This window comes from Mesorhizobium sp. WSM4816, assembly GCF_055811535.1.
In genome coordinates, this window is record NZ_JBVVQR010000045.1 from 20,200 (window position 1) to 42,791 (window position 22,592).

Annotated in this window: 18 protein-coding genes and 1 pseudogene; 6 read left to right on the forward strand and 13 right to left on the reverse strand. The window is 62.8% G+C overall.

Annotation, left to right across the window (positions count from 1 at the left end; all coding sequences use genetic code 11):
• The first annotated feature begins 74 nt into the window (after nucleotides 1–74).
• The gene (locus AC0L3H_RS29350) at nucleotides 75–1,400 is read left to right on the forward strand and encodes an NAD(P)/FAD-dependent oxidoreductase (protein WP_473587798.1); all 1,326 of its coding nucleotides are present in this window, start codon (nucleotides 75–77) and stop codon (nucleotides 1,398–1,400) included.
• Between the two features lie 362 nt (nucleotides 1,401–1,762).
• On the opposite strand, the gene AC0L3H_RS29355 is transcribed toward AC0L3H_RS29350, so the two are convergent.
• A complete protein-coding gene (locus AC0L3H_RS29355; RefSeq protein WP_473587799.1) occupies nucleotides 1,763–2,740 on the reverse strand; it encodes an ornithine cyclodeaminase family protein in 978 nt (325 codons plus the stop codon).
• Nucleotides 2,741–2,984: 244 nt separating this feature from the next.
• On the opposite strand from AC0L3H_RS29355, the gene AC0L3H_RS29360 reads away from it, so the two are divergent.
• Nucleotides 2,985–4,010: a threo-3-hydroxy-L-aspartate ammonia-lyase gene (locus AC0L3H_RS29360; RefSeq protein ID WP_473587800.1), complete on the forward strand. Its 1,026-nt coding sequence runs from the start codon at nucleotides 2,985–2,987 to the stop codon at nucleotides 4,008–4,010.
• Nucleotides 4,011–4,115: 105 nt separating this feature from the next.
• Here AC0L3H_RS29360 and AC0L3H_RS29365 read toward each other — a convergent pair whose 3' ends face one another.
• The 9 genes from AC0L3H_RS29365 to AC0L3H_RS29405 all read right to left on the reverse strand — a co-directional run bounded on the left by AC0L3H_RS29365 (nucleotide 4,116) and on the right by AC0L3H_RS29405 (nucleotide 13,526).
• Nucleotides 4,116–4,739 carry a hypothetical protein gene (locus tag AC0L3H_RS29365; protein ID WP_473587801.1) on the reverse strand — a complete coding sequence of 208 codons (624 nt, stop codon included), beginning with the start codon at nucleotides 4,737–4,739 and terminating at the stop codon, nucleotides 4,116–4,118.
• Complete coding sequence (locus AC0L3H_RS29370) at nucleotides 4,726–5,889, reverse strand: hypothetical protein (protein ID WP_473587802.1); 1,164 nt, start codon at nucleotides 5,887–5,889, stop codon at nucleotides 4,726–4,728. Before AC0L3H_RS29370 ends, AC0L3H_RS29365 begins: the two co-directional genes overlap by 14 nt.
• Before the next feature lie 110 nt (nucleotides 5,890–5,999).
• Nucleotides 6,000–8,009 (reverse strand): glycoside hydrolase family 127 protein, encoded by a 2,010-nt coding sequence (locus AC0L3H_RS29375; RefSeq protein ID WP_473587803.1) that lies wholly within the window; start codon nucleotides 8,007–8,009, stop codon nucleotides 6,000–6,002.
• A gap of 27 nt (nucleotides 8,010–8,036) precedes the next feature.
• Nucleotides 8,037–8,894: a carbohydrate ABC transporter permease gene (locus AC0L3H_RS29380; protein WP_473587804.1), complete on the reverse strand. Its 858-nt coding sequence runs from the start codon at nucleotides 8,892–8,894 to the stop codon at nucleotides 8,037–8,039.
• Nucleotides 8,894–9,820, reverse strand: a complete 927-nt coding sequence (locus AC0L3H_RS29385) for a carbohydrate ABC transporter permease (RefSeq protein WP_473587805.1) — start codon at nucleotides 9,818–9,820, stop codon at nucleotides 8,894–8,896. The genes AC0L3H_RS29380 and AC0L3H_RS29385 overlap by 1 nt, the downstream gene beginning before the upstream one ends.
• 177 nt (nucleotides 9,821–9,997) lie before the next feature.
• Nucleotides 9,998–11,254, reverse strand: coding sequence for an ABC transporter substrate-binding protein (locus AC0L3H_RS29390; RefSeq protein ID WP_473587806.1), 1,257 nt, complete (start codon nucleotides 11,252–11,254; stop codon nucleotides 9,998–10,000).
• Between the two features lie 55 nt (nucleotides 11,255–11,309).
• Nucleotides 11,310–12,365, reverse strand: coding sequence for a LacI family DNA-binding transcriptional regulator (locus AC0L3H_RS29395; protein ID WP_473587807.1), 1,056 nt, complete (start codon nucleotides 12,363–12,365; stop codon nucleotides 11,310–11,312).
• Nucleotides 12,366–12,714: 349 nt separating this feature from the next.
• Entirely contained in the window at nucleotides 12,715–13,185 is a 471-nt protein-coding gene (locus AC0L3H_RS29400) for an SRPBCC family protein (RefSeq protein ID WP_473494967.1), read from the reverse strand.
• Nucleotides 13,182–13,526: an ArsR/SmtB family transcription factor gene (locus tag AC0L3H_RS29405; protein WP_473587808.1), complete on the reverse strand. Its 345-nt coding sequence runs from the start codon at nucleotides 13,524–13,526 to the stop codon at nucleotides 13,182–13,184. The genes AC0L3H_RS29400 and AC0L3H_RS29405 overlap by 4 nt, the downstream gene beginning before the upstream one ends.
• A gap of 593 nt (nucleotides 13,527–14,119) precedes the next feature.
• Here AC0L3H_RS29405 and AC0L3H_RS29410 point away from each other — a divergent pair.
• The 3 genes and pseudogenes from AC0L3H_RS29410 (at nucleotide 14,120) to AC0L3H_RS29420 (ending at nucleotide 17,556) form a co-directional block, all read left to right on the forward strand.
• A complete protein-coding gene (locus AC0L3H_RS29410; protein WP_091590900.1) occupies nucleotides 14,120–14,761 on the forward strand; it encodes a peroxiredoxin-like family protein in 642 nt (213 codons plus the stop codon).
• Between the two features lie 935 nt (nucleotides 14,762–15,696).
• Nucleotides 15,697–16,050 (forward strand): annotated as a pseudogene (locus AC0L3H_RS29415) (adenylate/guanylate cyclase domain-containing protein); the annotation flags it as partial.
• Between the two features lie 6 nt (nucleotides 16,051–16,056).
• Nucleotides 16,057–17,556: an adenylate/guanylate cyclase domain-containing protein gene (locus AC0L3H_RS29420; protein ID WP_473587813.1), complete on the forward strand. Its 1,500-nt coding sequence runs from the start codon at nucleotides 16,057–16,059 to the stop codon at nucleotides 17,554–17,556.
• On the opposite strand, the gene AC0L3H_RS29425 is transcribed toward AC0L3H_RS29420, so the two are convergent.
• The 3 genes from AC0L3H_RS29425 to AC0L3H_RS29435 form a co-directional block, all read right to left on the reverse strand.
• Nucleotides 17,539–18,066: a YHS domain-containing (seleno)protein gene (locus AC0L3H_RS29425; protein ID WP_473587809.1), complete on the reverse strand. Its 528-nt coding sequence runs from the start codon at nucleotides 18,064–18,066 to the stop codon at nucleotides 17,539–17,541. The two genes, AC0L3H_RS29420 and AC0L3H_RS29425, sit on opposite strands and share 18 nt — an antisense overlap.
• Nucleotides 18,067–18,570: 504 nt before the next feature.
• Nucleotides 18,571–19,929, reverse strand: a complete 1,359-nt coding sequence (locus AC0L3H_RS29430; RefSeq protein ID WP_473587810.1) for a phosphatase PAP2 family protein — start codon at nucleotides 19,927–19,929, stop codon at nucleotides 18,571–18,573.
• A 389-nt stretch (nucleotides 19,930–20,318) separates the two neighbouring features.
• Nucleotides 20,319–21,230: a LysR family transcriptional regulator gene (locus tag AC0L3H_RS29435; RefSeq protein ID WP_473587811.1), complete on the reverse strand. Its 912-nt coding sequence runs from the start codon at nucleotides 21,228–21,230 to the stop codon at nucleotides 20,319–20,321.
• A gap of 165 nt (nucleotides 21,231–21,395) precedes the next feature.
• On the opposite strand from AC0L3H_RS29435, the gene AC0L3H_RS29440 reads away from it, so the two are divergent.
• The gene (locus AC0L3H_RS29440; RefSeq protein WP_473587812.1) at nucleotides 21,396–22,292 is read left to right on the forward strand and encodes an MBL fold metallo-hydrolase; all 897 of its coding nucleotides are present in this window, start codon (nucleotides 21,396–21,398) and stop codon (nucleotides 22,290–22,292) included.
• The last annotated feature ends 300 nt before the right edge of the window (nucleotides 22,293–22,592 follow it).

The window sequence follows — 22,592 nt, forward strand, 5'->3', positions numbered from 1 at the left end:
ATGCCGCTGCAGTCAGTGCATTCTACGGCGCCGGTCGCCGATACTGCGAGCTATCATTGATTGCCGAGGCCGCCATGTCCCCTTTAATCCACCACATCAGCAGCGATGAAACGTTGCCCAGGTCAGCGGACGTCGTGGTGATCGGCGGCGGGATTGTCGGCGCCAGCGCGGCCTATTCCCTGGCGCGGCGCGGCCTGTCGGTGGCGCTGATCGAAAAGGGCTATGTCGGCTGCGAACAGTCGAGCCGGAACTGGGGCTGGTGCCGCCGGCAGAACCGCGATGCACGTGAATTGCCGCTTGCCAATCTGGCGCTGCGGCTGTGGGAAGAGCTGACCGAAGAGATCGGGCACGACCTTGGCTTCCGCCGTTGCGGGCTCATCTATGCGACGGACGATCCAAAGCAGCTCGCCGAATGGGACAAGTGGCGCGCGGTTGCACGGCGGTTCGACGTCAAGACGCGGATGCTTACGGCCGAGGAGGCCACTGCCGCCGTTCCCGCGGCTGGCGGCCGCAAATGGCTGGGCGGCGTCCACGCGGCAGACGATGGCAAGGCCGAGCCCTGGCTGGCCGCCCCGCGGATCGCCGAGGGCGCCCGCAAGCGTGGCGCGACCATTCATCAGAACTGCGCGGCACGCGGCCTGGATATCACCAATGGGCAAGTGAGCGGCGTCGTCACCGAGAAAGGCCTGATCCGCACCAGCGCGGTGCTGTGCGCCGCCGGCGCCTGGGCTTCTGCTTTCCTGCGCATGCATGCGGTTTCGCTGCCGCAGGCCAGCGTCCGTCAGACCACCTTGCGGACCGGTCCTGCACCGGATCTTGGCGGGGCAATCTTTACCTCTGACGGTGCCCTGACGCGCCGGATCGACGGCAGCTACACGATAGCCGCCAGCGGCAGGGCGACGCTCGAGATCACGCCGCAGGGGATCCGCTTTGCCCGCCCGTTTCTGCCGATGTTCATCAAACGGCTGAAGGCCGTCGAGATCGGCATAGGCCGCTCGTTCTTCGCAGGCCCGGAAACACTCGGTCGCTGGCGTCTCGACAGGCCGACCCCGTTTGAGCGCATCCGCGTCCTCGATCCCGCTCCGGACAAGCGGATGGCGGCAAGCATCATGACGCAGATAAAGGCCCTGTTCCCCGCCATTGCCGATGCCGGCATCGTGTCCTCCTGGGGCGGGTATATCGACTTCACACCGGACGCAGTGCCTGTGATTTCGGCGGTGGACAGCATCGGCGGAGCGTTCGTCGCCGCAGGCTGTTCCGGACACGGCTTCGGCGCCGGCCCCGGCATTGGCCATCTGGCGGCGGATCTGGTCGCCGGTGACGCGGCAAGCGTCGATCCGACGCCATTCCGCCTGTCACGCTTCGCGGATAGATCCAAAATGGAAGTCGGCGCCTTCTGATGCGATCGACCGCTGGCGACAGCATGGGGCGCTGAGCGATCGTTACCTACGGGCTCAGGCGCGATCTGGACCGTTTGATGACCGCTCTCGCCGATGCGGTCGCCGCCGCCGCACCCTCTTCCGGCATCCAATACATACAGGCGCGCTTCAGGCACATAGCTTCACCGCGTCCACGGCGCATGTCCGCCATAGTCCGGCGTGGCAGTTCGTTCCTTTCGAACAGAGGAAGCTGTGGTCAGTTCTCAGCGATGACGAAGATCTTCTTGAGTGGACCCTTCGGGGCGAGCTGATTGACTGATCCGTGCGCAACGACGATCGCGTCTCGAGCTTTGTTCCGTCGCCGTCGGTCACTTCGGCCCGGCCTACCAGCGCCATGGCACGCGCGTTCCCGTGCCCCGGCTCCTGGCCTGTCGCCAGAGCATATCCGCGACCGTCAGATCCTGCAGCGCGAGCCCGGTCATATCGAAGACCGTGATGTCGGCGGCATCGCGCGTGAACGGACTTTTTCCGGTCAGAAGATCGCCGATTTCGATTGCCCGGCAGCCGGTGTCCCACTGGCCTTCGCCGACAGCGGCCGATTGCTCGCAGTCGTCGGCAAAGAGCCGTACCCGGCGAAGCAGGCCGTCGGGCAGTTCCCGCTTGCCTTGCGTATCGGCACCCACGGCGTTGATGTGCGTGCCGGGCCGCACCGCTTCTGGCGGAAACAGCGGCCCGCTGCCGGGGGTCGCGGTGATAATGATATCGCTCGAGCCGACAGCTTTGGCGGCTTGGTTCGAATGGGCCGGCGCGAAATCCTCGAATGCCGCCTCGAACGCCGCGTCGGGGCGGCCGTCCGCCGTCAGGTATTGGATGGTGTCAAGCCCAGGCATCGCACGCAGGGCCAGGCGCAGCTGGATCCGGCCCTGGGTGCCGGTGCCGAAAATGCAGATCGACCGGCTTTCGGGGCGGGCCAGCAGGGTCAGGCCAATGGCGCCAGCCGCCCCTGTGCGCAAGGTGGTGATGGCGTTCCCGTCGATGATGCACAAGGGACGCCCGGTATGCGGGTCGAAAAGCACGATGGTCGCCTGATGCGGCTCCTTGCCGGCGTCGCGGTTGGCTGGCCAGAAGCCCGCTGCCTTGAAGCCCAGAAGATCGGCTTTCGGCACGTCGCCCGACTTGATGCCGAAAATGCCGCCGGTATGCAGCTTCTCGCGCACAAGCGGAAAGACCCTGCCTTCGCGCGCACTGTGAAGCTCGAAGGACCGCCGCACGGCATCGAGGACGGCATCCGGCTCCAACAGCGGCGCGACCTGATCGCCCGCAAGCAGCACCAGCTGCGACTCGTCTGCGGTGACGGACATGACATCTCCCCGGCTTTCCCTCATTCTAGCCAGCGGTTCTCAGGGGAAGACAGCGGTGTTGGCTAACGAGCCGCATTTCCTGCGGTTTGTCGCCCGCCATTCGGGCGAATGTTGCGCCGAGCTTCCCATCGAATGCGATCGCCGGTTCGCGCAAACACGTATTCTCGCAGATAAGCCAACCCACCATCAGCCAGCCCACCATCGGCCCAGCCCACCATCGGCAAAGTGAAGAAGGCGACCCGCAATGCCCCTCAATATCCCGACATTCGACGATGTTCTGACCGCCGCGGCGCGCCTCGCCGGATTGGCCCACCGGACGCCGGTGCTGACCTCGCGCACCTTCAACGAGCTGACCGGCGCCGAGGTGTTCTTCAAGTGCGAAAACTTCCAGCGTGGCGGCGCGTTCAAGTTCCGCGGCGCCATGAACGCGCTTCTGGCCTTGGATATTTCGGCGCGGGCGCGCGGGGTGGTGGCCTATTCTTCGGGCAATCATGCGCAGGCGCTGGCCTATGCGGCCGCGATCAAGGGCGTGAAGGCAGTCATCATCATGCCCAGGGATGCGCCCGAGCTGAAGGTGCGTGCCACCCACGGCTATGGCGCCGAAGTGATATTCTACGACCGCTACAGCGAGAACCGCGAAGAGATTGGCGGCAGGATCGCCGCCGAGCGGGGAGCCGCCCTCATTCCACCCTATGACCACCCCGATGTGATTGCCGGGCAAGGGACGGCGACACTTGAACTTATCCAGGAGGCCGGCTCTCTCGATGCCCTTTATGTCTGCCTTGGCGGTGGCGGCCTGCTCGCCGGCGCCGCACTGGCGGCGGCGGAATGCGCGCCCGCCTGCCGGGTCGTCGGGGTTGAACCGGAGGCCGGCAATGATGGTCAGCAATCCCTCGCCCGGGGTGAGGTCGTCACCATCGAAGTGCCGAAATCCATCGCCGATGGCGCGGTCGTCACCCATCTGGGCGCGCATAATTTTCCTGTCATCCGCGACAAGGTTGCCGCTATCACCACGGTCAGCGACGACGAGCTCATCGAAATGATGCATTTTTTCGCCGAGCGCATGAAAATCGTGGTCGAACCCACCGGCTGCCTTGCAGCGGCGGCGGTTCGCAGGGAATCGCAAAGCCTGCGCGGCCAGCGCATCGGAGTCATCGTCAGTGGCGGCAATGTGGATCTCACCCGTTTTGCCAGCTTGATCATGGCGGCCGCAGACAAAACGCCGCGCGAGCAGGCCATGGCGCGCCCCGGGCCGGAGACCTTTCGCTAAGGCGCGCTCGGGCGCAGCTGGTACCGTGCGGCCCTGTACCGGTCGCCAGCGCACGGCAATGCTCGCGCGTCATGAGACGCATGGACTGCAGGCCGTTGAGCGTGATCAAATGGCATCCAGCCGCAAAGACACCAGCTTGATGGAGCGCTTGTAGATGTTGCTGGCGGCCGGAGTCGGCGGAATGCCGTCGAGATAGTCGAAGGCGATTTCGAGTGTATCGGCCTTGCCGAGAGCCGCCGGTGGAACGACGAACGAGACCGTTCGTGGTTCTTTGCCAGACAGCGTCTCCGCATGCACCCGAACACCGTTCACCGAGATCACCACCCCTTGCGTGATCTGCGGTGGACGAATGACGGCGGCCATTTGCAGCGTGGCCATCAGGCTGTCGCGGAGCGGCGGTATCTTCACGCGAAGCCGCGAGGTCTCGCCTAGCGAATGGGTGCCGTCGCCTGCCGACCCCGACCAGCCGCAGACCTTTATGCTGGCTGCCCGTTTGGCGCCGTCGCTCCGGAACGACACCGTCTGGCCAAGTGTGTAGCTGCCGGTCGCATCGCGATTGAGGCAGGTCGTTGTCTGATCGATGTAAAAGGCGCGGTAATCGGCGTTGACGTTCGGATTGAGAGCAAGCGCCAGGATGACGACCTCGGACCCGGCCAGAACTGCCGCAAGCGCGTAGCCGCCAAGCGAGGCGGCGCGCCGATACGGGGCCGGAATGTCAGACCAGGGCAAGATAGCCTCCGATCCACGCCACAGTCATGAAATAACAGGCGCCAAGGAAGAGAACCAAAGCCGCGAGCCAAAGGAGCCTCGACGACGACAACAGGACGACGAGCAACATTGTCAGAGGCGCAAGCCCAATCACATATCTGACCATCGAGGCCAGGTTGGTGATCAGCGGCAGGATGATGCAGAGCGCGCAGAACAGTGCCGCGCCATATTGCCTGCGAGCCGCCAGACCGGCCGACAGCGCCAGCCCGGCGATCGCGGCTAGCGCGCTCCATTGCGGCGCCGTGGGCAGCCATCCGGTGGTCGGGACAGCTGAGAGCCCGTCCCACAGGAAGACCAGCGGATTGCCCGCCACCCGTCCGAACGCGCGCTGGATGTGCAGGAATGCAAAGCCGTCTCCGACGGTGAGGTAAAGGAACAGGATGTAAGCGAACAAACCGGCCGGCGAGATGAGGACAGCGACCAGCAGGTCCGGTCGGCCAAGCAGCCAGCGTGGGAAAGACAGCGCCGATCCGCCCTGCCGGCGGTGCTCGCTGAACATTTGAATGACGGTTGCAAAGACGACGAAGACTCCGACCAGCCTGGTCGCCGACAGCAGCGCCGATGAAGCGCCCGCGGCGAGATAGCTGGAGCGCTTGAGCGCCAGAAAAACGCACGAGGTCAGCAGCACGAAAAGCGGTTCGCTCAGGAAGGTCGTGAAGTGAAACGAGAACGGCCCGCTGAGCAGAAACGCGCAATACAGTATATAGGCACGCATGTTCTTCTCGAGCAGCGGCCACGCCACCAGACAGGCGGCGTAGCTGCACGCAATCGAGGTGACCGTCGCGATCAGTATCGTAGGGTATGCGAAAACAAATCGGATCGCCGCCACCAGCATCGGATAGAGCGGGAAGAAGCTCCAGCGACCGACATTGCTGTGGTTTGGAATGGGAAAACGCTCATAGCCCTGTTCGCTGATGCCAATGTACCAGGCGCAATCCCACCGGCACAGCGCGCGGGCATAGGCCGCGAAACCTGTTTCCTCCGACACCGAAGCAAAAGCCGCATAACGGATGGCCAGTCCACCGATCACGAACAGCAACGGCACCGCCGCGATGGTCATGACCATGGCGCGAGCACCAGCGCTCGGACGCGCGACATCTTCGAGCGCCAACTCTGCCTCCACCCATTCGAGTGGCTAGCGCCACTCTCCCCTCTAAATTAGCGCCGCCGGGGCAAATTCAAGACATCCCTGTCGTCGGCGGCATCATCATCGTCCCCGGATCACGAGTCTCTCAGCCAGACCAGCATCTCGCCGGGATCGCGGTTGTCCCAGGCAAAATACGGCACGGCGGTGATTTTTGACTCTTCAACCGCCGGCGGTTCGGGGCGGTAGAGGCCGTTGTCCCAGTCTTCAAACTTCTCTTTCCTGGCAACAGCCGAAAGCGTCACGACGCCGCCCAAAAGGTTCGGCTGCTGATGCGCCTCGATCTCGGCTGTCGGCGGCAAGGCGATGCGGTGCAGCTGGCCGGCATTGTCGGTCTCCTCGACGCAATAGATCAGCGGACCGCGGGCAAGCGCGACGCGGCCGATATCCTGCCGCACCTGCGGGTTGGCATAAAGCCGGTCGATGGCCATTTCGAGGTCGAGCTCGACCTGGTCGGCCTTGCGCCATTCGCGCCGGATCGCGGCATAGCCGTCGCTGGTGACCGCCTGCAGATCGACCGCCTCCCCGTTCACCTTGAGCGCCGCCTTGCGGCACCAGGCCGGCAGGCGCAGGTGCAAGGTAAATGTCGTCGGCGCCTCGGGCTCGATCGTGATCGAGACCGCGCCGTCCCATGGATAGTTGCTGGTCTGGCGCAGCTCCGTTTGCGTTCCTGCGATATCGAAACGAGCCGTACTGTTTCCATAGAGATGGACGGCAAGGGCATCGCTGGATAGGCCGTAGAAATAACTGCCGATCGAGGCGACCATGCGGCCGATATTGGGTGGGCAGCACGGGCAGCGATGCCATTTCCAGCGGTTGTGCTTGCCCCGGCTTTCCAGCGGATTTTCATAGAAGAACAGCGAGCCGTCGAGCGACAGGCCCGAAATCGAGCCGTTGTAGAGAGCCCGCTCCATCATGTCGGCGTAACGCGCATTGGGGCCCATGCCGAGCATGCGGCTCGCCCAGAACACCAATCCGACCGAAGCGCAGGTCTCGGCATAGGCGGTTTCGTTGGGCAGGTCGTAGTCTGATGTAAAGCCCTCATTGTGCGACGACGGCCCGAGGCCGCCGGTGATGTAGAGGTTCTTGGTGGTGAGGTCGTCCCACAGCCGGTCGAGCGCCGTCCGCAGCGTGTCGTCGCCATATTCGGTCGCGATATCGGCCATGCCGGAATAGAGATACATCGCCCTCACCGCATGGCCGACGACCTTGTCCTGCTCGCGCACCGGCTTGTGCGACTGGCTGTATTCGTAGGTCTTGAAATGATAGGCTTTTGGGTCGGCGCCGCGGGCACGCGCCTCCTCGTCGAAATAATGCGGCTCAAGGCCGCGCTGGTCGATGAAGTATTTGGCCAGGTCCATGTACTTCTGCTCGCCGGTGACCCGCGCGAGCTTGACCAGCGCCAGCTCGATCTCCTCGTGGCCGCAATAGCCTTTCTTCTTGCCGGGCTCGGCGCCGAAGGTCTCGGCGATATGGTCGGCATAGCGGCACATGATGTCGAGCAGCTTGCGTTTTCCCGTCGCCTGATAGTAGGCGACCGCGCCCTCGATCAGATGGCCGGCGCAATAGAGCTCGTGGCAATCGCGCAGATTGGTCCAGCGCAGGCCGGGCTGGATACGCTGGTACCAGCTGGAGAGATAACCGTCGGGTTGCTGCAGCTTGCCGTACATGTCGATGACGGCATCGATCTTCTTCTCCAGCGCGTCATTGCGGCGGCGATAAAGCGAGTAGGCGGCGGTCTCGATCGTCTTGCCCCAGTCGGAGTCCCAGAACATCTGGGTGGTGACGGTCGATCCGGTGAACTCGTTGCCGGCGGTGGCGGCCTCATCCGGCGAAGGTGAGTGGAACGGAATGACGACGCCGGGCGATGGCCGGTCTGGATCGATCTGCTCGAGCATGCGCGCCTCGACGCAGCGATCATAGAGGATGCCGGCGGTCGTGGTGGCGACGGCATCGGCACGGTCGCCCCAGAAGCCGCGCACATCGACCTGCGGCACCGGCAGCGGGCGGAAGGCGCGTTTTGGCCTGCCCGACTTGCCAGTTTGGTCCAGCTCGGCAGCCGGCTTGGCGGATCGCGATGCGGTCATCAATTTACTCCGGTTCGGTTCGATTGGTCACTTCACGGCCCCTGCCATGAGGCCGCGGATGTAGAAGCGCTGCAGCAGCAGGAACAGCACCAGGCATGGCACCATCATCACGGTGACCCCGGCCTGCACCGCGCCCCAGTCGATGGCGCCGAAGCGGCCCGACTGCAGCGCCGTCATCATGATCGGCAGCGTGAATTTGGACTGGTCGGTCATCAGCACCAGTGCTGCCAAAAACTCGTTCCAGGCGCCGAGGAACGCGAACAGCGCGATGGTGACGATGCCCGGCCAGACCAGCGGCAGCATTACCCGCAGCAGCATGGTGACATTGTTGGCGCCGTCCATGCGGGCCGCCTCCTCGATCTCGCGCGGCACCGCGTCGAAAGCGTTGCGCATCATGAAGATCGAGAACGGCAGCTGCAGCGTGACATAGACGCAGACCAGCCCGGTCAGCGTGTTGTGCAGGCCGATCTTGGTCAGCACCAGGAAGATCGGCGTCAGGATCGACTGGAACGGGATCATGATCGTCGACAGGATAAGGACGAAGAGCAAGTTCTTCAGCGGAAAGCGGAAGCGCGAGAAACCGTAGCCGGCCAGCACGCTGACGATCACCGACAAAACCACGGTCATGACCGAGACATAGATGCTGTTTTGCGCCGGCAGCCAGAGGCCATCGCCAAAGGTGTTGAGCGTGGCATAATTCTCGACCGAAAAACCCGTCGTCGGCCAGGGCGGCAGCGGCGGCTGGCGCGATTCCTGTGCCGGCTTGAAGGCCGAAAGCACGGTCCAGACGATCGGCGCCAGAAACAGCAGCGAGGCGATGATGCCCGTCGCGTGCTCGGCGATCTGCATGCCGATGCGGCGTTTGCGGCTTCGTGCCCGCGCCATCAGTCAACGCCCTCCGGTTGGCGCAGCAGCCGCAGCTGGATCAGGCTGAGCGCGACCAGGATGACCAGCAGGACCATCGACAGGGCGGCGCCGTAGCCGAGCTTGAACGACACGAACGACTGGTTGAAAATCCAGTAGACAGCGGTCAGCGTCTGGTTGCGCGGTCCGCCGCGCAGGATGATGTAGAACTGGTCGAAGGCGAGCACCGAGCCGGCAACCGACAGGATCAGCGCCAGCGCCAGCGTGCGGCGCATCAGCGGCAGGGTGATGGCGCGAAACCGCGCCAGCGGCCCTGCCCCATCGATCATCGCCGCCTCCTGCAGATCCGGCGGGATCGATTGCAGGCCGGTCATCAGGATGATCATGGTAAAACCGGCCACCTTCCAGACGACCATGGCGATGATCGACCAGAACGCCGGCTGGAACGTCGCCAGCAGATTGACCTTCCTTTCGGTCAGGCCGAGTTCGAAGGCGGCCGGGCTGAACAGGCCGGAATCGACATTGAGCAGCCACGACCACAGCAGGCTGGCCGAGGCAAAACCGATGACGGCCGGCATGAAGAACGACGTCCGGTAGAAGCCGGTCAGCGGCCGCGGCCTTTCGATGAACAGTGCCAGCGGAAAGGCGACGACGAAGATCGCGATGGTGACGATCACCGTATAGTAGCCGGTGAATTTGAGCGCGTTCCAGAACCTGGTATCGCGCAGGATCGCCCAGTAATTGTCGAGGCCAATGAACGAGTGCGCGCCCATCAGCGGCCAGTTGTGCAGCGACATCCACGCCGTCATGCCAAGCGGAATGATGAAGAAGACGACGACCAGCGCGACGGCCGGCGCCACATAGAGCAGGCCGACCCACTGCCGGCGGCCGGCGCCTACCAGTTTTTTGGGGCGGGCTGGGGTGGAGATGGCTGCGATGGAGGTCATGCCTGCTCTCTCGTTAGCGCTACGTCCCCCTCCCCCTTGAGGGGAGGGTCCGGCCGAAGGCCGGGGGTGGGGTCGCCTGTGCAGCGCGCCGACGCAAAGAGAACGTCGAGCATTTCCGCAACGACCCCACCCGGACCTGCGGTCCGACCTCCCCTCAAGGGGGACGTAAGCCGGCGCTTACTGCTGCGGCGCCGAATCGATGATCGACTGCATGGTTTCCTGCGCGTTGGCGATGGCGCCATTGACGTCCTCGCCGAAGAAGACCTCGTTGACCATCTGGTTCCACGGACCGTTGGCGGAGTTGATCAGGTCGTTGAACACCACCGAATAGGGCGTGCGACCCTTGGCCATCGCTTCGGCGGCGATCTTGTAGCGCGGGTCCAGATCTTTCAGCGCCTCGTTGGCGATGTCGCCGCGCACCGGCAGGCTGCCGTATTTCGCCAGGATAGTCTGGCCCTCGAGCGAATAGGCGAAATCGAGGAATTCCTTCACGACCGCAACCTTGGTCGTGCCCTTGGTGACGACGAAATTGTCGCCGCCGGCAAAGGACGACCAGCCGCCATCCTTGCCCGGCAGGAAGGTGACGCCGTAGTCGATGTCCGGGTATTGCGTGTTCAGCGCGCCGATGGCGAAGGCGCCGGACGGCGAGATGCCGATATTGCCGGCGGCAAACGCCGCAAAGAAGTTGGAGCCGGTATCGGTCTGCGCGCCTGCCGGCACCAGGTCCTTCTTGACCATCGACCGATAAAGATCGATGGCGCCGCGCAGCTGCGGGCTGTCGAGCGTCGCCTTCGAGCCGTCCTCGGTGAGGATGTCGCCGCCCGAGGCCCAGATCAGCGGCGTGAAGGTGAAGATGTTGCAGCCGCCGCAATTGCCGGAGAAATAGAAGCCTTTGATATCGCCGCCAAGCGCGTTGACCTTTTCGGCATAGGCCTCGATCTCGGCCCAGTTGGTCGGCCCCTTTTCAGGGTCGAGGCCGGCCTGCTTGAACAGTTTTTTGTTCCAGATCAGCACCGAGCTATCGGCGGAGAACGGCAGCCCGTAGATGCGGTCCTTGTAGGTGCCGGTTTTGACGTGCGCCGGCGACAGGCTGTTGAAATAGGGCAGCGATTTCGCCCAGTCGGTGATGTCTTCCAGCTGGCCGGCGGCGGCGAAGGACGGCGTGTAGATCAGATCGAGCGACAGCGCATCGGGCGCCGTGCCGCCGGCGGCGGCAGCGCCGTATTTCGGGATGATCTCGGCATTGGGGATGATGTCCAGCTTGATCTGGTTCTCATGTGCCTTGTTGAAGGCATCGACGATGCGCGGCATGAAGTTCGAGCCGTCGGCGCGGACCCAGATGTTGGCGGTCTCGGCGGCGGCGGCCGACCCGACCGCTGCGAGCGTGGAAAAAATGCTCGCGGCAATAGCGAGCCCGGCAATCATAGTTCTCATGGTTCTCCTCCTGATGGTTCTGCTTAGGCCGCGCTCCCCGCGCGGCGTCTTAATCTCAGCCCTCCGGTGGACGGCCGCATGACTGACGCACCACCAGCCGGCACGGCAGTTTTCGGATGCCCGGCTCGGCGGGTTCGCCGCCGACGAGCGAAAGCAAGGTGAGGCCGGCCTCGCGCCCCAGTGCCGCCAGGTTCATGTCGACGGAGGTCAGCGGCGGGCGGGTTGCCTCGGCGACGATCTGCCAATTGTCGAAACCGATGACGCCGACATCGTCCGGCACGCCAAGCCCGCGCTCGCGCAGCGCGTCGATGACGCCGCGCGCGATCTGGTCGTTGCCGCAAAACACGGCGTCGGGCTTTTCGCCCCCGCGCTTCGACAGCCTGCCGTCGAAAAGCGTCTTCACCGCCTCGTGACCCCACGCTTCCGACCACGATCCGAGCAATGGTTCCATGACCGGCAAGCCTTTCTCGGTCAGCACGTCACGATAGGCCTGTGCCCGCGCGTGCACCACCGCAAAACTCGCCGGCCCGCTGACATGGGCGATGCGCCGCCGGCCAAGCCGCCAAAAATGCTCGACCGCCAGGCGCGCACCGCCGGCATCATCAGAGACAAACGCGATGGCGCCGGGATCGGGCTGGGTGAAGGCGTAGATCACGGGAACGCCGAGATTGGACAGGTCGACCGGCAGATGGCGATCGATCCGCTTGCCGGTGGCGATGATGCCGTCGACGCGCTTGTCGAGCATGGCATCGACATGCAGCTGGCCGAGGCGCTGGTCATCCTCGACATTGCACAAAAACACCGAGACGCCCTTGTCGACCAGCGCATCCGAAATGCCCGACATGACCGGCAACGAAAAACGGCCATAGGTATCGTTGGTCAACAGGCCGACGGTAAAGGAGCGCCGGCGCAACAGGCTCTGCGCCAGGCTGTTCGGGCGAAAGCCGAGCCGCTGCGCCGTCTCGCGAATGCGCTCGCGGGTCTCGGCCGTCATCCGCCCCTGCCCGTTGAGAGCCTTCGACGCGGTGGCCACGCTGACGCCGGCGGTGGCGGCCACCTCACGGAGGGTGACCGGGTTTTTGGCGGGCGCTGGCGAGGCGTCGGAAACCATGGTGCGCGGCGAGTTCCTTGGTTGGGAAAAGGTTTTCTCTAATCACCCTGCGAGACGCCGACTGGTAAGGTCAGCAGATGCAAGCTGATTTGGGAAAAGGTTTTCTCAGAGGAGATTAGGGGAAGGTGGTGGGGATGGCAAGAGGGGATGACAAGCAGGCGACGCGGTTGTTCGTCAATGACTGCCTTGCGCCATAACCTGTCATCGCGGCGCTTCTCCAAACCTGCCCTTCGCGCAATGGCTCGAGCCGACCCCTTGCCGTCATTCGCGACAGTGCAATGAATGACTTGATTGAGCCCCGTCTCGGTCTTTCCGGGATGGGTCGCACTTTGCGGTCTTCAGGACAGATTTATTCCAGATGCTCCACGAAGGCCGCCAACTGGTCGATCGTTGTGCCCCAACCCTCCTGAAAGCCCATTTCTTCGTGCTTGCGGCTGTCAGCGGCGTTCTTGTGCATCACGCGGGCTGAATAGTGGGTGCCGTTACCTTCGGCTGCAAATGTGATGATCGCTGTCAGTGCCAGCCAGGGTTCTGTCGGCCGCCAGCCCTCGCCGAGAGTCGTCGTCCACACCAGACGCTGCTCAGGAACAATGTCGAGGAAACAGGCTTCGACATGGGGCTTGAAGTCTCCGTCGCCCTCGCGCATCCGCGTCTCGAAGCCGCCTCCAGGGCGCAGATCCAACTTGACGACCTTGCACTCGATTGGATGGGGTATCCACCACCTCGCCAGATGTTCGGGCTTGCTCCACGCCTTCCAGACCTTGCTCGGCGCGGCATTGATGAGGCGCGAGATGGATAGCTCATTGTTAACGGCAGTCATTCGTCATCGTCCTCTGTCATTTGGTTTTCCACATAGGTGGCAAGCCGATCGGCGCCTGCCTGCCAGAGTGCACGTTGCTCAGAAAGCCATGTCTCTGCTTCCGACAAGTGCTTGGGCCGTATCCGGCAAGTTCGAACACGGCCGCTCTTTTCGGTCGCTATCAACCCGCTTTCCTCAAGCACGCGTAGATGCTTCAGGAATGCAGGGAGACCCATGTCGAAGGGTTCAGCGAGTTCCTTGACCGGGGCCGGCCCATTCATCAAACGACTGATCACCGCCCTTCTGGTCGAGTCCGCGAGCGCGTGAAATGCAGTGTCCAAAGAGAAGCTACAGTTTTCCATGTGGTGAACTATAGCATTCAGTTCACCACTTGGCAAACAAAAAGGCTGTCTGTGACAACGGGCCCGGGGCGCGGTCCAACTCGCTCTGACGTTTCATCGTCAATATCCATTTTGTACGCATCCCGGCCATTCCGTGAGTTCGCGTGGAGCGTCGACTCACCACCCAGGCCGGACCTTGCCGAGCCTCATCAGGCAATCTGAAGTCGGAACGCACCAACCGTCCACGTGCGCCATAACCTGTCATTCGCGGCGCTTCTCCAAACCTGCCCTTCGCGCAATGGCTCGGGCCGACCCGTTGACGACCTTGGGCGTTGCAGACTTGAACCTCCAAATCGAGGTCGGGAACCTGACCTTCAGCGCAAGAGCATTCGGGAGTGCGCTCGCGTAAGGTAATTCACCACATTTGGCGGCACCCGCGGATGCTTTTTCGTGTTAGGATGGGCTTGCAACGCGCGTAATCTCGACCTCGGCAATATGGCAGAGGTCGAAAGCTATTGCCTTGGCACAGGAAGCTTTCGCCCCAGCACTTGATCGCCTCCGAAACGCTGGGTGTGCTGCTTTCCCTGACTGACCCCGGGGCGAGGAGGTTGTCCATGTCCACGAGTAGTGTTGACCGCCCGCTGCAGCCGGGCGACCGGGCACCGAATGTTGTGCTCAATGCGATCTCACGCGAAGGCAAGATCGCGCTCGATGATTTTCGAGGCCGTAGCCCGTTGTTGATCGGTTTGTTCCGAGGCCTGCACTGTCCGTTCTGCCGGCGCCATGTCGCGGCGATGGCGCAACTCAAGCCGGCCCTGCGTGAGAAAGGCGTCGAATGCCTGGCTGTGGTCAACACGCCGGTCGAGCGGGCGCGGCTCTATTTCCGTTACCACCCGGCACCCGATCTTCTCGCCGCATCCGACCCGGAGCGAGCCTCGCACCGTGCTTTCGGCTTGCGCGAGGTCGGGATGGACACGGTCATGGCGATACCGTTCCATCTCCCGGGCGAGTTGCCCGAGCCTATGAACGTCATGGCAATGAATGAATTTCTTAACAAGAAGGAAGGATATGAGATTACGGAAGTCGATCAGCAGGCGATGGCTTCCAGCCAGGCGCAGCTTGTCGGTCAATTCCTAATCGACCGGGCGGGCATCGTACGCTGGAACTTCACTGAAGTTCTGGAGGATGGCCTCAACACCTTCAGAGCGCTGAATCCCGAGGAATTGATGTCGGCAGCTTCCCAAGTTGCACATTAATAGGCTGCGGAAATGGGCTGCTGAAAACTCGCTCGACGGCCACCGTCCTGTGGTGATTCTTTGGATTTAACAAAACAATCATCGAAATGCTCAGCGCGGGAGGCTAAGGTCTGCCCGTGGGGTTCGTAGCGATTTCGATTCAACGGTCTGCGGACCGCCCCGACGCTAGAGTGAGCAAGCCGCATAGGCGGGGCGACGTCCGCTCCTTGCCGCAATCACGTCGTTCCGACAGGCGCGCATACGGCCAGTTTCCACCCAACCTAGTCCTCCAACGGCTTCTTCCGCGTGCAGAGCGGTTAAAAGCACGGGTCGCCTCGATTGCGCCATTTCCAGACATTCCCGACGCTTTTCGGGAGCGGACCTTCGCTTATCGTCCGAAACCGACCCCAAGCGTTCATCTGCGGTGCAGGCGATGAACGTCTCAATTGAGCCCATTCCAGACCTTCCGGTGCATGCACAGCAAAGGGCCTTGCGGCGATACAATGCCTCCGACTTCTGCTATGGTGCATTCCTCGGGCATAGGTGGTCTTAAAACGCCGTCGTGGATCGCAAGCTTGCTGCCATTCTTGCTGCCGATGTGGTGGGCTACTCCGCGCTGATGGAGCGTGACGGCCAAGCAGGCGGCCGACGCGCGCATGTGGGCCGGGGTCCATTTTCGCTCCGATGTGGTTGCGGGCCAAAAGATCGGTGAGGGTGTGGCCGAGCAGGTCATAGCGTTCGCGGTTCCACCGCCCCAGCGGTGGGCGCGACGCTCGCCTTCGATTGGGGGCTCCTTGGGCTAAGCACTACGGAGCCCTAGGTTCCGTAGTGCTTAGCCCAGAGCTATCGGAAAAGGTGGCCGAAGCGCACGGGGGAGAGTCGGATTGTCAACCGAGCATGTAGAGCGGCGACTTACGGCCATTCTAGCGGCCGACATCTCCGGCTACAGCCGGCTGATGGGCAACGACGACGAAGGTACGCTCGCCCAGCTGAAGGCGCATCGGCGTGCTCTGGTCGACCGAAAGATCAACGAACACCGCGGGCGGATTGTCAAGACCACCGGCGATGGGATGCTGATCGAGTTCGCGAGTGTGGTCGAGGCCGTGCGCTGCGCCGTCGAGATCCAGCGCGGCATGGCGGAACGCAATGTCGCGGTGCCGGCAGGACAACGTATCGAGTTCCGCGTCGGCATCAATGTCGGCGACATCATCATCGAGGATGACGACATTTTCGGGGATGGCGTCAACGTGGCGGCTCGCTTGGAGGGGCTCGCGGAGCCTGGCGGCATCTGCGTCTCGGGCCGCGTGCAGGAAGACGTGCAAGGCAAGCTCGACATTGCCTTTGAGGATATCGGCGAACAGAAGCTCAAGAACATCGCTCGGCCGGTGCGCGCCTTTCGCGTGCGGCTCGACGCCACGGCCGCTCCGGCGCCCGCCGGCTGGCGCCGGGGATTGTTCGCCGCTCTGGCTCTGATGATTTTGCTTACTGTAGGCGCGCTGTGGGCCGGTCTTGGCTCTGAGTGGAAATTTCTCAGCATTCTGCGCTCTGGCGATCAATTCACAAAAAGTGCTGAAGTCAGCACGAAACCCGCGATCGCCATTCTCCCGTTCCTGAACCAGAGCGACGATTCGGCTCGTCAGTATTTCGCGGATGGATTGACGCAGGATATCATCAACGCACTGGGTCGGTTCTCCGCGCTGACCGTGATGTCGTGGAACGCTGTCTTCCCCTACAAGGGAAAGCCCGCAAGCCCGGAGGAGATCGGCCGCGGTCTCGCCGTCAGCTATCTGGTCGAAGGCAGCGTCCGCCAGACCGGCGACCGCGTGCGGGTCATCGCGCAACTCGTCGACACAAGGCAGGGACGGGTGATTTGGTCTGCACGCTTCGAGGAGGCGCTGGCGGACGTGTTCGCGCTGCAGGACAACATTGTCACTCGCATCGTCAGAGTCCTGGCGATTCGCGTGACCCAGATCGAACAAAATCGGGTGTTCGCGAAGCCAACCGAAAATCTCGCAGCCTATGATTACGTGCTGCGCGCCAGGCCGGCATTGCAGAGCCCGACGCATGCAAACAATGTGGGGGCGCGCGCCCTGCTCAGACGCGCCATCGAGCTGGATCCGAACTACGCTGCTGCATATGCGGCACTTGCCGAAACCTATCACATTGCCAGCTCGATGGGCTGGGCGGAATCGCCAACCGCCTTCCTGAGCCGTGCCGAGGAACTGGCAATCAAGGCGCTGAGCCTTGATGATTCCGACGTGCGCGCGCGCATCACTCTCGGCCACATCCACCTCTTTCGTCAGAGATACAACCAGGCAGAGGTTGAGATCGAGCGCGCCATTGCGATCAATCCGAACGATGCTCACGGCCTCGCCGGGCGCGGCACCATCCTGTTGTGGCTGGGACAGACGGATGCGGCGATCGAGGCCTTGGAGCAGGCGCAGCGTATCGACCCCGATCTCAATGCGATCGATCGCTTTGCGCTGAGCCTGGCCTACTATCTGAAACGGCGTTACGACGCGGCGATCGAACAGGCGGAACTTAGTCTTCGAACAACCGCAGGCGCGAATTTCAGCCGTATCCTGCTGGCGGCCGCCTATGCACAAGTCGATCGAGCGGAGGACGCCGCGCGTGTCGTGACGATGATACGCCGCATCGACCCAACCTTCGACCCGCAGGAGTTCGGAACCAAGTTTCTAAGCTCTGGCGATCTCGAACATCTGCGCGACGGATTCCGCAAGGCCCGCCTCTACCCCGTCACAGGCGACCTGCCACCGGCCGAGAGAATGAATGAACCGCTAATGCCCTTGAAGTAGCGCGCGGTTCTGGTTGGCCTTCGCGATGTTCGCAGCAAGGTCCTGCTGGAAGAGCGCGGGTCCCATCGGGGCCGGTTTGCCGAAAATATAAAGCTTTCCGTGGCTGATCAGCCAGTTCTCCGGGTTGGCCTCGTCGAGCTCGCCCAGGGCCAGCGCCATTGCACAAAAATTTCCGAACTCTGGCGCGTAGCGAACAGGATCGGCCTTGAAAAGCTCGCGATGCTCGGCGTTCGCGAAGAGGTAGCGGTGCTCATCCCATTCGTACTCGATCTCCGGCAGCCCGCGCGTGGGGCTTCCGATGGTGAAATAGGCGACCGGGTCATAACCCTTGATCGCCAGCGGAACCGCTTCCGTGGCAAAAGAGGGCATCGAGGTTGCAAACAGGGCGGCTGTGACCGCCAGAACGAAGCGAATGGCATTTCGCCGAGAGACATTGTGCATGGCGAATTCCCTGATTTGACCGTCCCGGGCCGCTACCAGCCCCGCGGCAAGCGAAACCGTCTGCGTCATTCCGTTCGGGCACTAATTATCGCTCTTGTAGCGCTCGGCCGCAACACGTTTCGGAGATTTTCGGAGTGCGAGTGTGGTGAGGCCGGCGCCCATTGCAGGGGCGCCGGGCCCCATTCTTCGTCTGCTTAGTCCGCATCGCGGTCATTCGTGCTCATCGCATTGAGGGACTGCTTCCCACCCAACCTAGTCCTCCAACGGCTTCTTCCGCGTGCAGAGCGGTTAAAACCACGGGTCGCCTCGATTGCGCCACCTGCTGACGTTTTGCGCCGGACGCAGCCAATGTCACGAGTCCACTCCGAAGCGGGTCTATAAATCGGGGCGCAGGGGAACGGCAACTTGGAAGCCCTGTTGCGTCTCAGGTCCACAAAGCGTCAGAAGATGAAGGCGCGTGGCGCCTGCAGCTTTCTGATACGTGGCGAACAAAGTTCCGTTCTACCCTTTGGCCTCGACCGGCGATCGGCAAAGAAGGTTTCGAACGGGTCGAGCAGGTGTCCTCTCCTTCCGCTAGTCAGCTCCGTCCTTTCTCGCCCGCTCGATAAATTTCCCCGCGACCGCTTTACCGAGCGCGGCACCGGCCCGGTTGTCCATTTCATAGTGGATGCCTGCCCAGACGCGGGAATCACCCGCCTCTTTGCCAGCCGCGCGGATGAACTCCGCATGGCCGGGAAACAGGTACGCCAGGACCTCGCATCGGGCAGTCGAGAGCGTGGAGTGGTTCGACGGATAACTGGGATGAGCTGGCACTGCGAACAGGGGAGTGATGCTCGCGTCAAGCATGTTGGGCCGCAGATACCAATAGGCGTACTTCCCGTCGTTGCTTGCAATATAGGCGTCGTAATAGACCGTTGCGAGCATAGCGTAAGCCCGCGCGGCACGCGGCGGGTTCGTATCCGTCTTGTCCTCGAACATCCACTTGCTGGCATAGTCATACCAATCGGTGAACAGGCCGGATGGGCTTTGCCAGTAGAACGCTTTGTAGCTGTTAGGGAATTTTCGTTCAAACTGTCGGATTGCATCCATCTCGGCCTTTATGGCCGGGGACTGGCAGTCGGGCGGCGCCGGCGGCCTGAATTCATCGGGTGCAGCCAGCACGATCGGCTTCCAGTTTGGCATGTTTACATTGGCGGGTTTGTTCCCGACCCACATGCACGGCCCGGTCGGAACAGTGCCGCTCCACGCTGCATCGGAGCCATCGGCCTTTGCCCGCGCAATCACCTGCTCTGCGACCCTGCGCCCCAACTCCAGGCCGGCAGAAGAATCGCTTGGGAACTGGACACCGGCAAGGACACGCGACTGTGCCGCTTCTTCGGCCATTGCCTTGAACGACGATGTCTCTTCGGGAAAGAAATAAGAAAGAACGGTCGCGGCAGCTCCGGCGGCTGCGGCATGCTCGGATGGATAGGAGGGACTCCGCGGCGGCGGCAGCGCAGTCGCCAGTGTCGCATCCGCCTCGCTCGGGCGCGGCCGATTGTAGAAGTACTTCGCGTCCCAGGCAGCAATGGTGGCGTCGTACATCGCCATCGTCAAATAGGAGTAGACGCGGTGCGCATTTGGAATCTGCTGGTTTTCGAGAAGGCGATTGTTGACCAGATCGATCCATCGGTACCCAGGCGAGCCGGCGTCCCAGAAGGTGATTTTGTCGGCGGCAGCCGGATCCTTTTGCGCCAAGAGTTCCCGCATCTGTGCCAATTCGGCTGCTGCGGCGGAGGCGTCAGGCGGCGGCGGGACTCGGAAGTCCTCGCCAGACGTGATTACCCACGTCTTCCACGTTCCAGCCTCTGGTTCTATCAAATCTGATTGGGCGAAAGCGCAGTTCCCTGAAAAAAGGATTACCGCACAGGCCTTGCCAAAACCGCTAAGCATGCGAGCCTCCCATAGGTGCCCCCGCCCAAAGACGGAAGTTTTTCCGTTTTCAAACCTTTATTTTAGTGAAGACTAATTATACTCCGAGACGCTGCCGGGTAAAAGGATAAAGTTAGAGCTCGGCAGCGTTGTGCAAGAGCAGGTCCGAAGGCCACGTTCTTCCTGATTTGCACCCACTTCTATCCTGCCGGCCACATTGACTGGCACTTTCACCAAGGTGCTCGTGTTCACGAAGTCAGCGTTCAAGCTGCAGTAGGGCAAACTGTGATGGGCTGGGAACTTTGCGCGGTTACGCTATGAATCGACTGATAGGTTGGCGGGACAGCGCCCCCTCTGGCCTGCCGGCCATCTCCCCCACAAGGACCCCACAAGGCGGGAGATCGGCAGCTTCAGCCTCGGCGCCCCTCCCCGCCTGACTCGACCTTCTGCTCGGCCGCAACAAGCATCTCGACAAACCTGGTCACCTTGGGCGGCCGGAACCTCGCGGCGGGGTAGACTGTGTAGATGCCTCCGGAGGGCAGCCGCCACTCGGGCAGGACCTGGACGAGCCGCCCCGTGGCCAACTCATCCCGCACCAAAAAATCCGGCAGCACCGACAGGCCGGCGCCGGCGCGGACGGCCGCCAGCACTGCCGGCGTCGCGTCGATGGCGATCGTTGCCTGCATGCGCACAGCCTCATGCTCATCGTCGCCGCGCGAAAATTGCCATAGCAGCGGTTCGCGCAGCGCCATGTTGGCGACGAAGGGCAGTCCGGCCAAGTCTTGCGGTTCGCCGGCCCTGAAGCGCCCGGCGAACTCGGCACCGCACACCATGAATTGCCCAAATGTGCCGATCCGCCGCGCCTGCAGGCTGGAATCGGCCAGCCAGCCGACGCGGATCGCCACGTCCATCCCACCAGACGCCAGGTCGATCGTCTCGTCGCCCAGCGTCAGCTCCACCCGGCAGGCGGGGTAGCGCGCGCTGAAGGCGGCGACCACCGGCACCACCGCCGAGGTGCCGTAATCGTTGGACGCGGCGATGCGCAGCGTGCCGGTCGGCTCGGCGGCGGCCTGCGCGAGCTCGTCGAAGGCAGCCTCGGCCTGCTGCAGAACCTGCAGGCAGCGGGCATGGAATGTCCGGCCGGCCTCGGTCGGATGGACGCGCCGCGTCGTGCGGATCAGCAGCGTCGTTCCGACATCACGCTCCAGCCGCGCCACCTGCTGGCTGACGACCGCCTTGGTTATGCCCAGCCGCTCGGCGGCCCGCGTGAACGAGCCGGCATCGACCACCGCAGCGAAATAGGCCAGCCGGTTCAGGTTCATGCGCGGCTCATGGCTAATGCGACCTCATTGTCAGGCAATGGCATACATTACGTCTATTTTGTTGGCCTTCAATACGCATTCCGCCTCTGCCATCTTCCCGGCATCGAGGCTGCGCCGGAAGATGCGCCCGCCCGAATTCCGCTTTCTCAAGCCCAGGAGAGATCCATGTTCACACGGAGAGCCATCATGAAAACCACCCTCGCCGCCGGCGCCGCCGCCGTCTTCGCTCCCGCCGGGCTTGCCCATGCGGCTGGCGGGCTTTCCTGGAAACATTTTCCGGCCGGCGAAAACGGCTTCTTTCGCGCCCCGGTGCTGGCCACCGGCGCCTCCGAGGCGCTGCTGATCGACGGCGGTTTCACCTATTCCGACGGCCGCGCCGTGGCCGAGGCGATCAAGGCGACCGGCAAGACGCTCACCACCATCTATGTCAGCCAGTCCGACCCGGACTATTATTTCGGCCTCAAGCCGATCAAGCAGGTTTTTCCGCAGGCACGGGTGATCGCCGCTGCCGAGACGGTGGCCGCCATCAATGGCAGCGTCGACAAGAAAATCGCCGTCTGGGGGCCGCAGCTCAAGGAGAATGGCCCGCAGGCGCTCGCCGATGTCGTCATCCCCGAAGTCTTCGACGGCAAGACGCTCACCGTCGATGGCGAGACCATCGAGATCGTCGACGCCGAAGGCCTTGCCAACCGGCGCTATCTCTCGGTGCCGTCGCTGAATGCCGTGTTCGGCGGGGTGATGATTTTTTCCGGCGTGCATGTCTGGACCGCCGACACGTCGAGCAAGGAACAGCGCGCCGCCTGGCTCGCCAATCTCGAAAAGATCGCGTCCAGCAAACCTGAGATCGTCGTGCCCGGCCACATGACGCCGCAGGCCGCCACCGACCTTTCGGGCGTCGAGCACACCAAAACCTATCTCATCGCCTTCGAGGAAGAACTGGCCAAGGCTAAGGACGCGGCCGCGCTCAAGGGCGCCATGGAAGCCCGCTTCCCCGGCCTCGGCATGGGTGTGGCGCTCGACATCGGCTCCAAGGTCGCCACCGGCGAGATGAAGTGGGGCTGAGAGCGCCAAGCTGGAATGAAGCCGCGCTCCAATAGGGATTCTTGCGAAGATGGACCCCCACCCTAACCCTCCCCACAAGGGGGAGGGAACGCTGCCGCGCGCCCTCACTTTCCCTTTGGAAAGACAGGCAATTTGCCGAGGTCAGCGCCAGCAGAAGTGTCCCTCCCCCTTGTGGGGAGGGTTAGGGGTGGGGGTACATCGTAGAGCGAAGCCTCGGCTATACTGAGGCCTTTGCACAGAATCGGATTGATGATTCCGGGGGTAAGGAAGAGAGGGAGATGATTCGGATGGTCGATCGTG

Excerpts from the sequence above, each read along its gene's own strand:
- AC0L3H_RS29350 (WP_473587798.1), top strand. The coding sequence starts at position 75 with ATGTCCCCTTTAATCCACCACATCAGCAGCGATGAAACGTTGCCCAGG.
- AC0L3H_RS29355 (WP_473587799.1), bottom strand. The coding sequence starts at position 2,740 with ATGTCCGTCACCGCAGACGAGTCGCAGCTGGTGCTGCTTGCGGGCGAT.
- AC0L3H_RS29360 (WP_473587800.1), top strand. The coding sequence starts at position 2,985 with ATGCCCCTCAATATCCCGACATTCGACGATGTTCTGACCGCCGCGGCG.
- AC0L3H_RS29375 (WP_473587803.1), bottom strand. The coding sequence starts at position 8,009 with ATGACCGCATCGCGATCCGCCAAGCCGGCTGCCGAGCTGGACCAAACT.
- AC0L3H_RS29380 (WP_473587804.1), bottom strand. The coding sequence starts at position 8,894 with ATGGCGCGGGCACGAAGCCGCAAACGCCGCATCGGCATGCAGATCGCC.
- AC0L3H_RS29385 (WP_473587805.1), bottom strand. The coding sequence starts at position 9,820 with ATGACCTCCATCGCAGCCATCTCCACCCCAGCCCGCCCCAAAAAACTG.
- AC0L3H_RS29390 (WP_473587806.1), bottom strand. The coding sequence starts at position 11,254 with ATGAGAACTATGATTGCCGGGCTCGCTATTGCCGCGAGCATTTTTTCC.
- AC0L3H_RS29395 (WP_473587807.1), bottom strand. The coding sequence starts at position 12,365 with ATGGTTTCCGACGCCTCGCCAGCGCCCGCCAAAAACCCGGTCACCCTC.
- AC0L3H_RS29400 (WP_473494967.1), bottom strand. The coding sequence starts at position 13,185 with ATGACTGCCGTTAACAATGAGCTATCCATCTCGCGCCTCATCAATGCC.
- AC0L3H_RS29405 (WP_473587808.1), bottom strand. The coding sequence starts at position 13,526 with ATGGAAAACTGTAGCTTCTCTTTGGACACTGCATTTCACGCGCTCGCG.
- AC0L3H_RS29410 (WP_091590900.1), top strand. The coding sequence starts at position 14,120 with ATGTCCACGAGTAGTGTTGACCGCCCGCTGCAGCCGGGCGACCGGGCA.
- AC0L3H_RS29425 (WP_473587809.1), bottom strand. The coding sequence starts at position 18,066 with ATGACGCAGACGGTTTCGCTTGCCGCGGGGCTGGTAGCGGCCCGGGAC.
- AC0L3H_RS29430 (WP_473587810.1), bottom strand. The coding sequence starts at position 19,929 with ATGCTTAGCGGTTTTGGCAAGGCCTGTGCGGTAATCCTTTTTTCAGGG.
- AC0L3H_RS29435 (WP_473587811.1), bottom strand. The coding sequence starts at position 21,230 with ATGAACCTGAACCGGCTGGCCTATTTCGCTGCGGTGGTCGATGCCGGC.
- AC0L3H_RS29440 (WP_473587812.1), top strand. The coding sequence starts at position 21,396 with ATGTTCACACGGAGAGCCATCATGAAAACCACCCTCGCCGCCGGCGCC.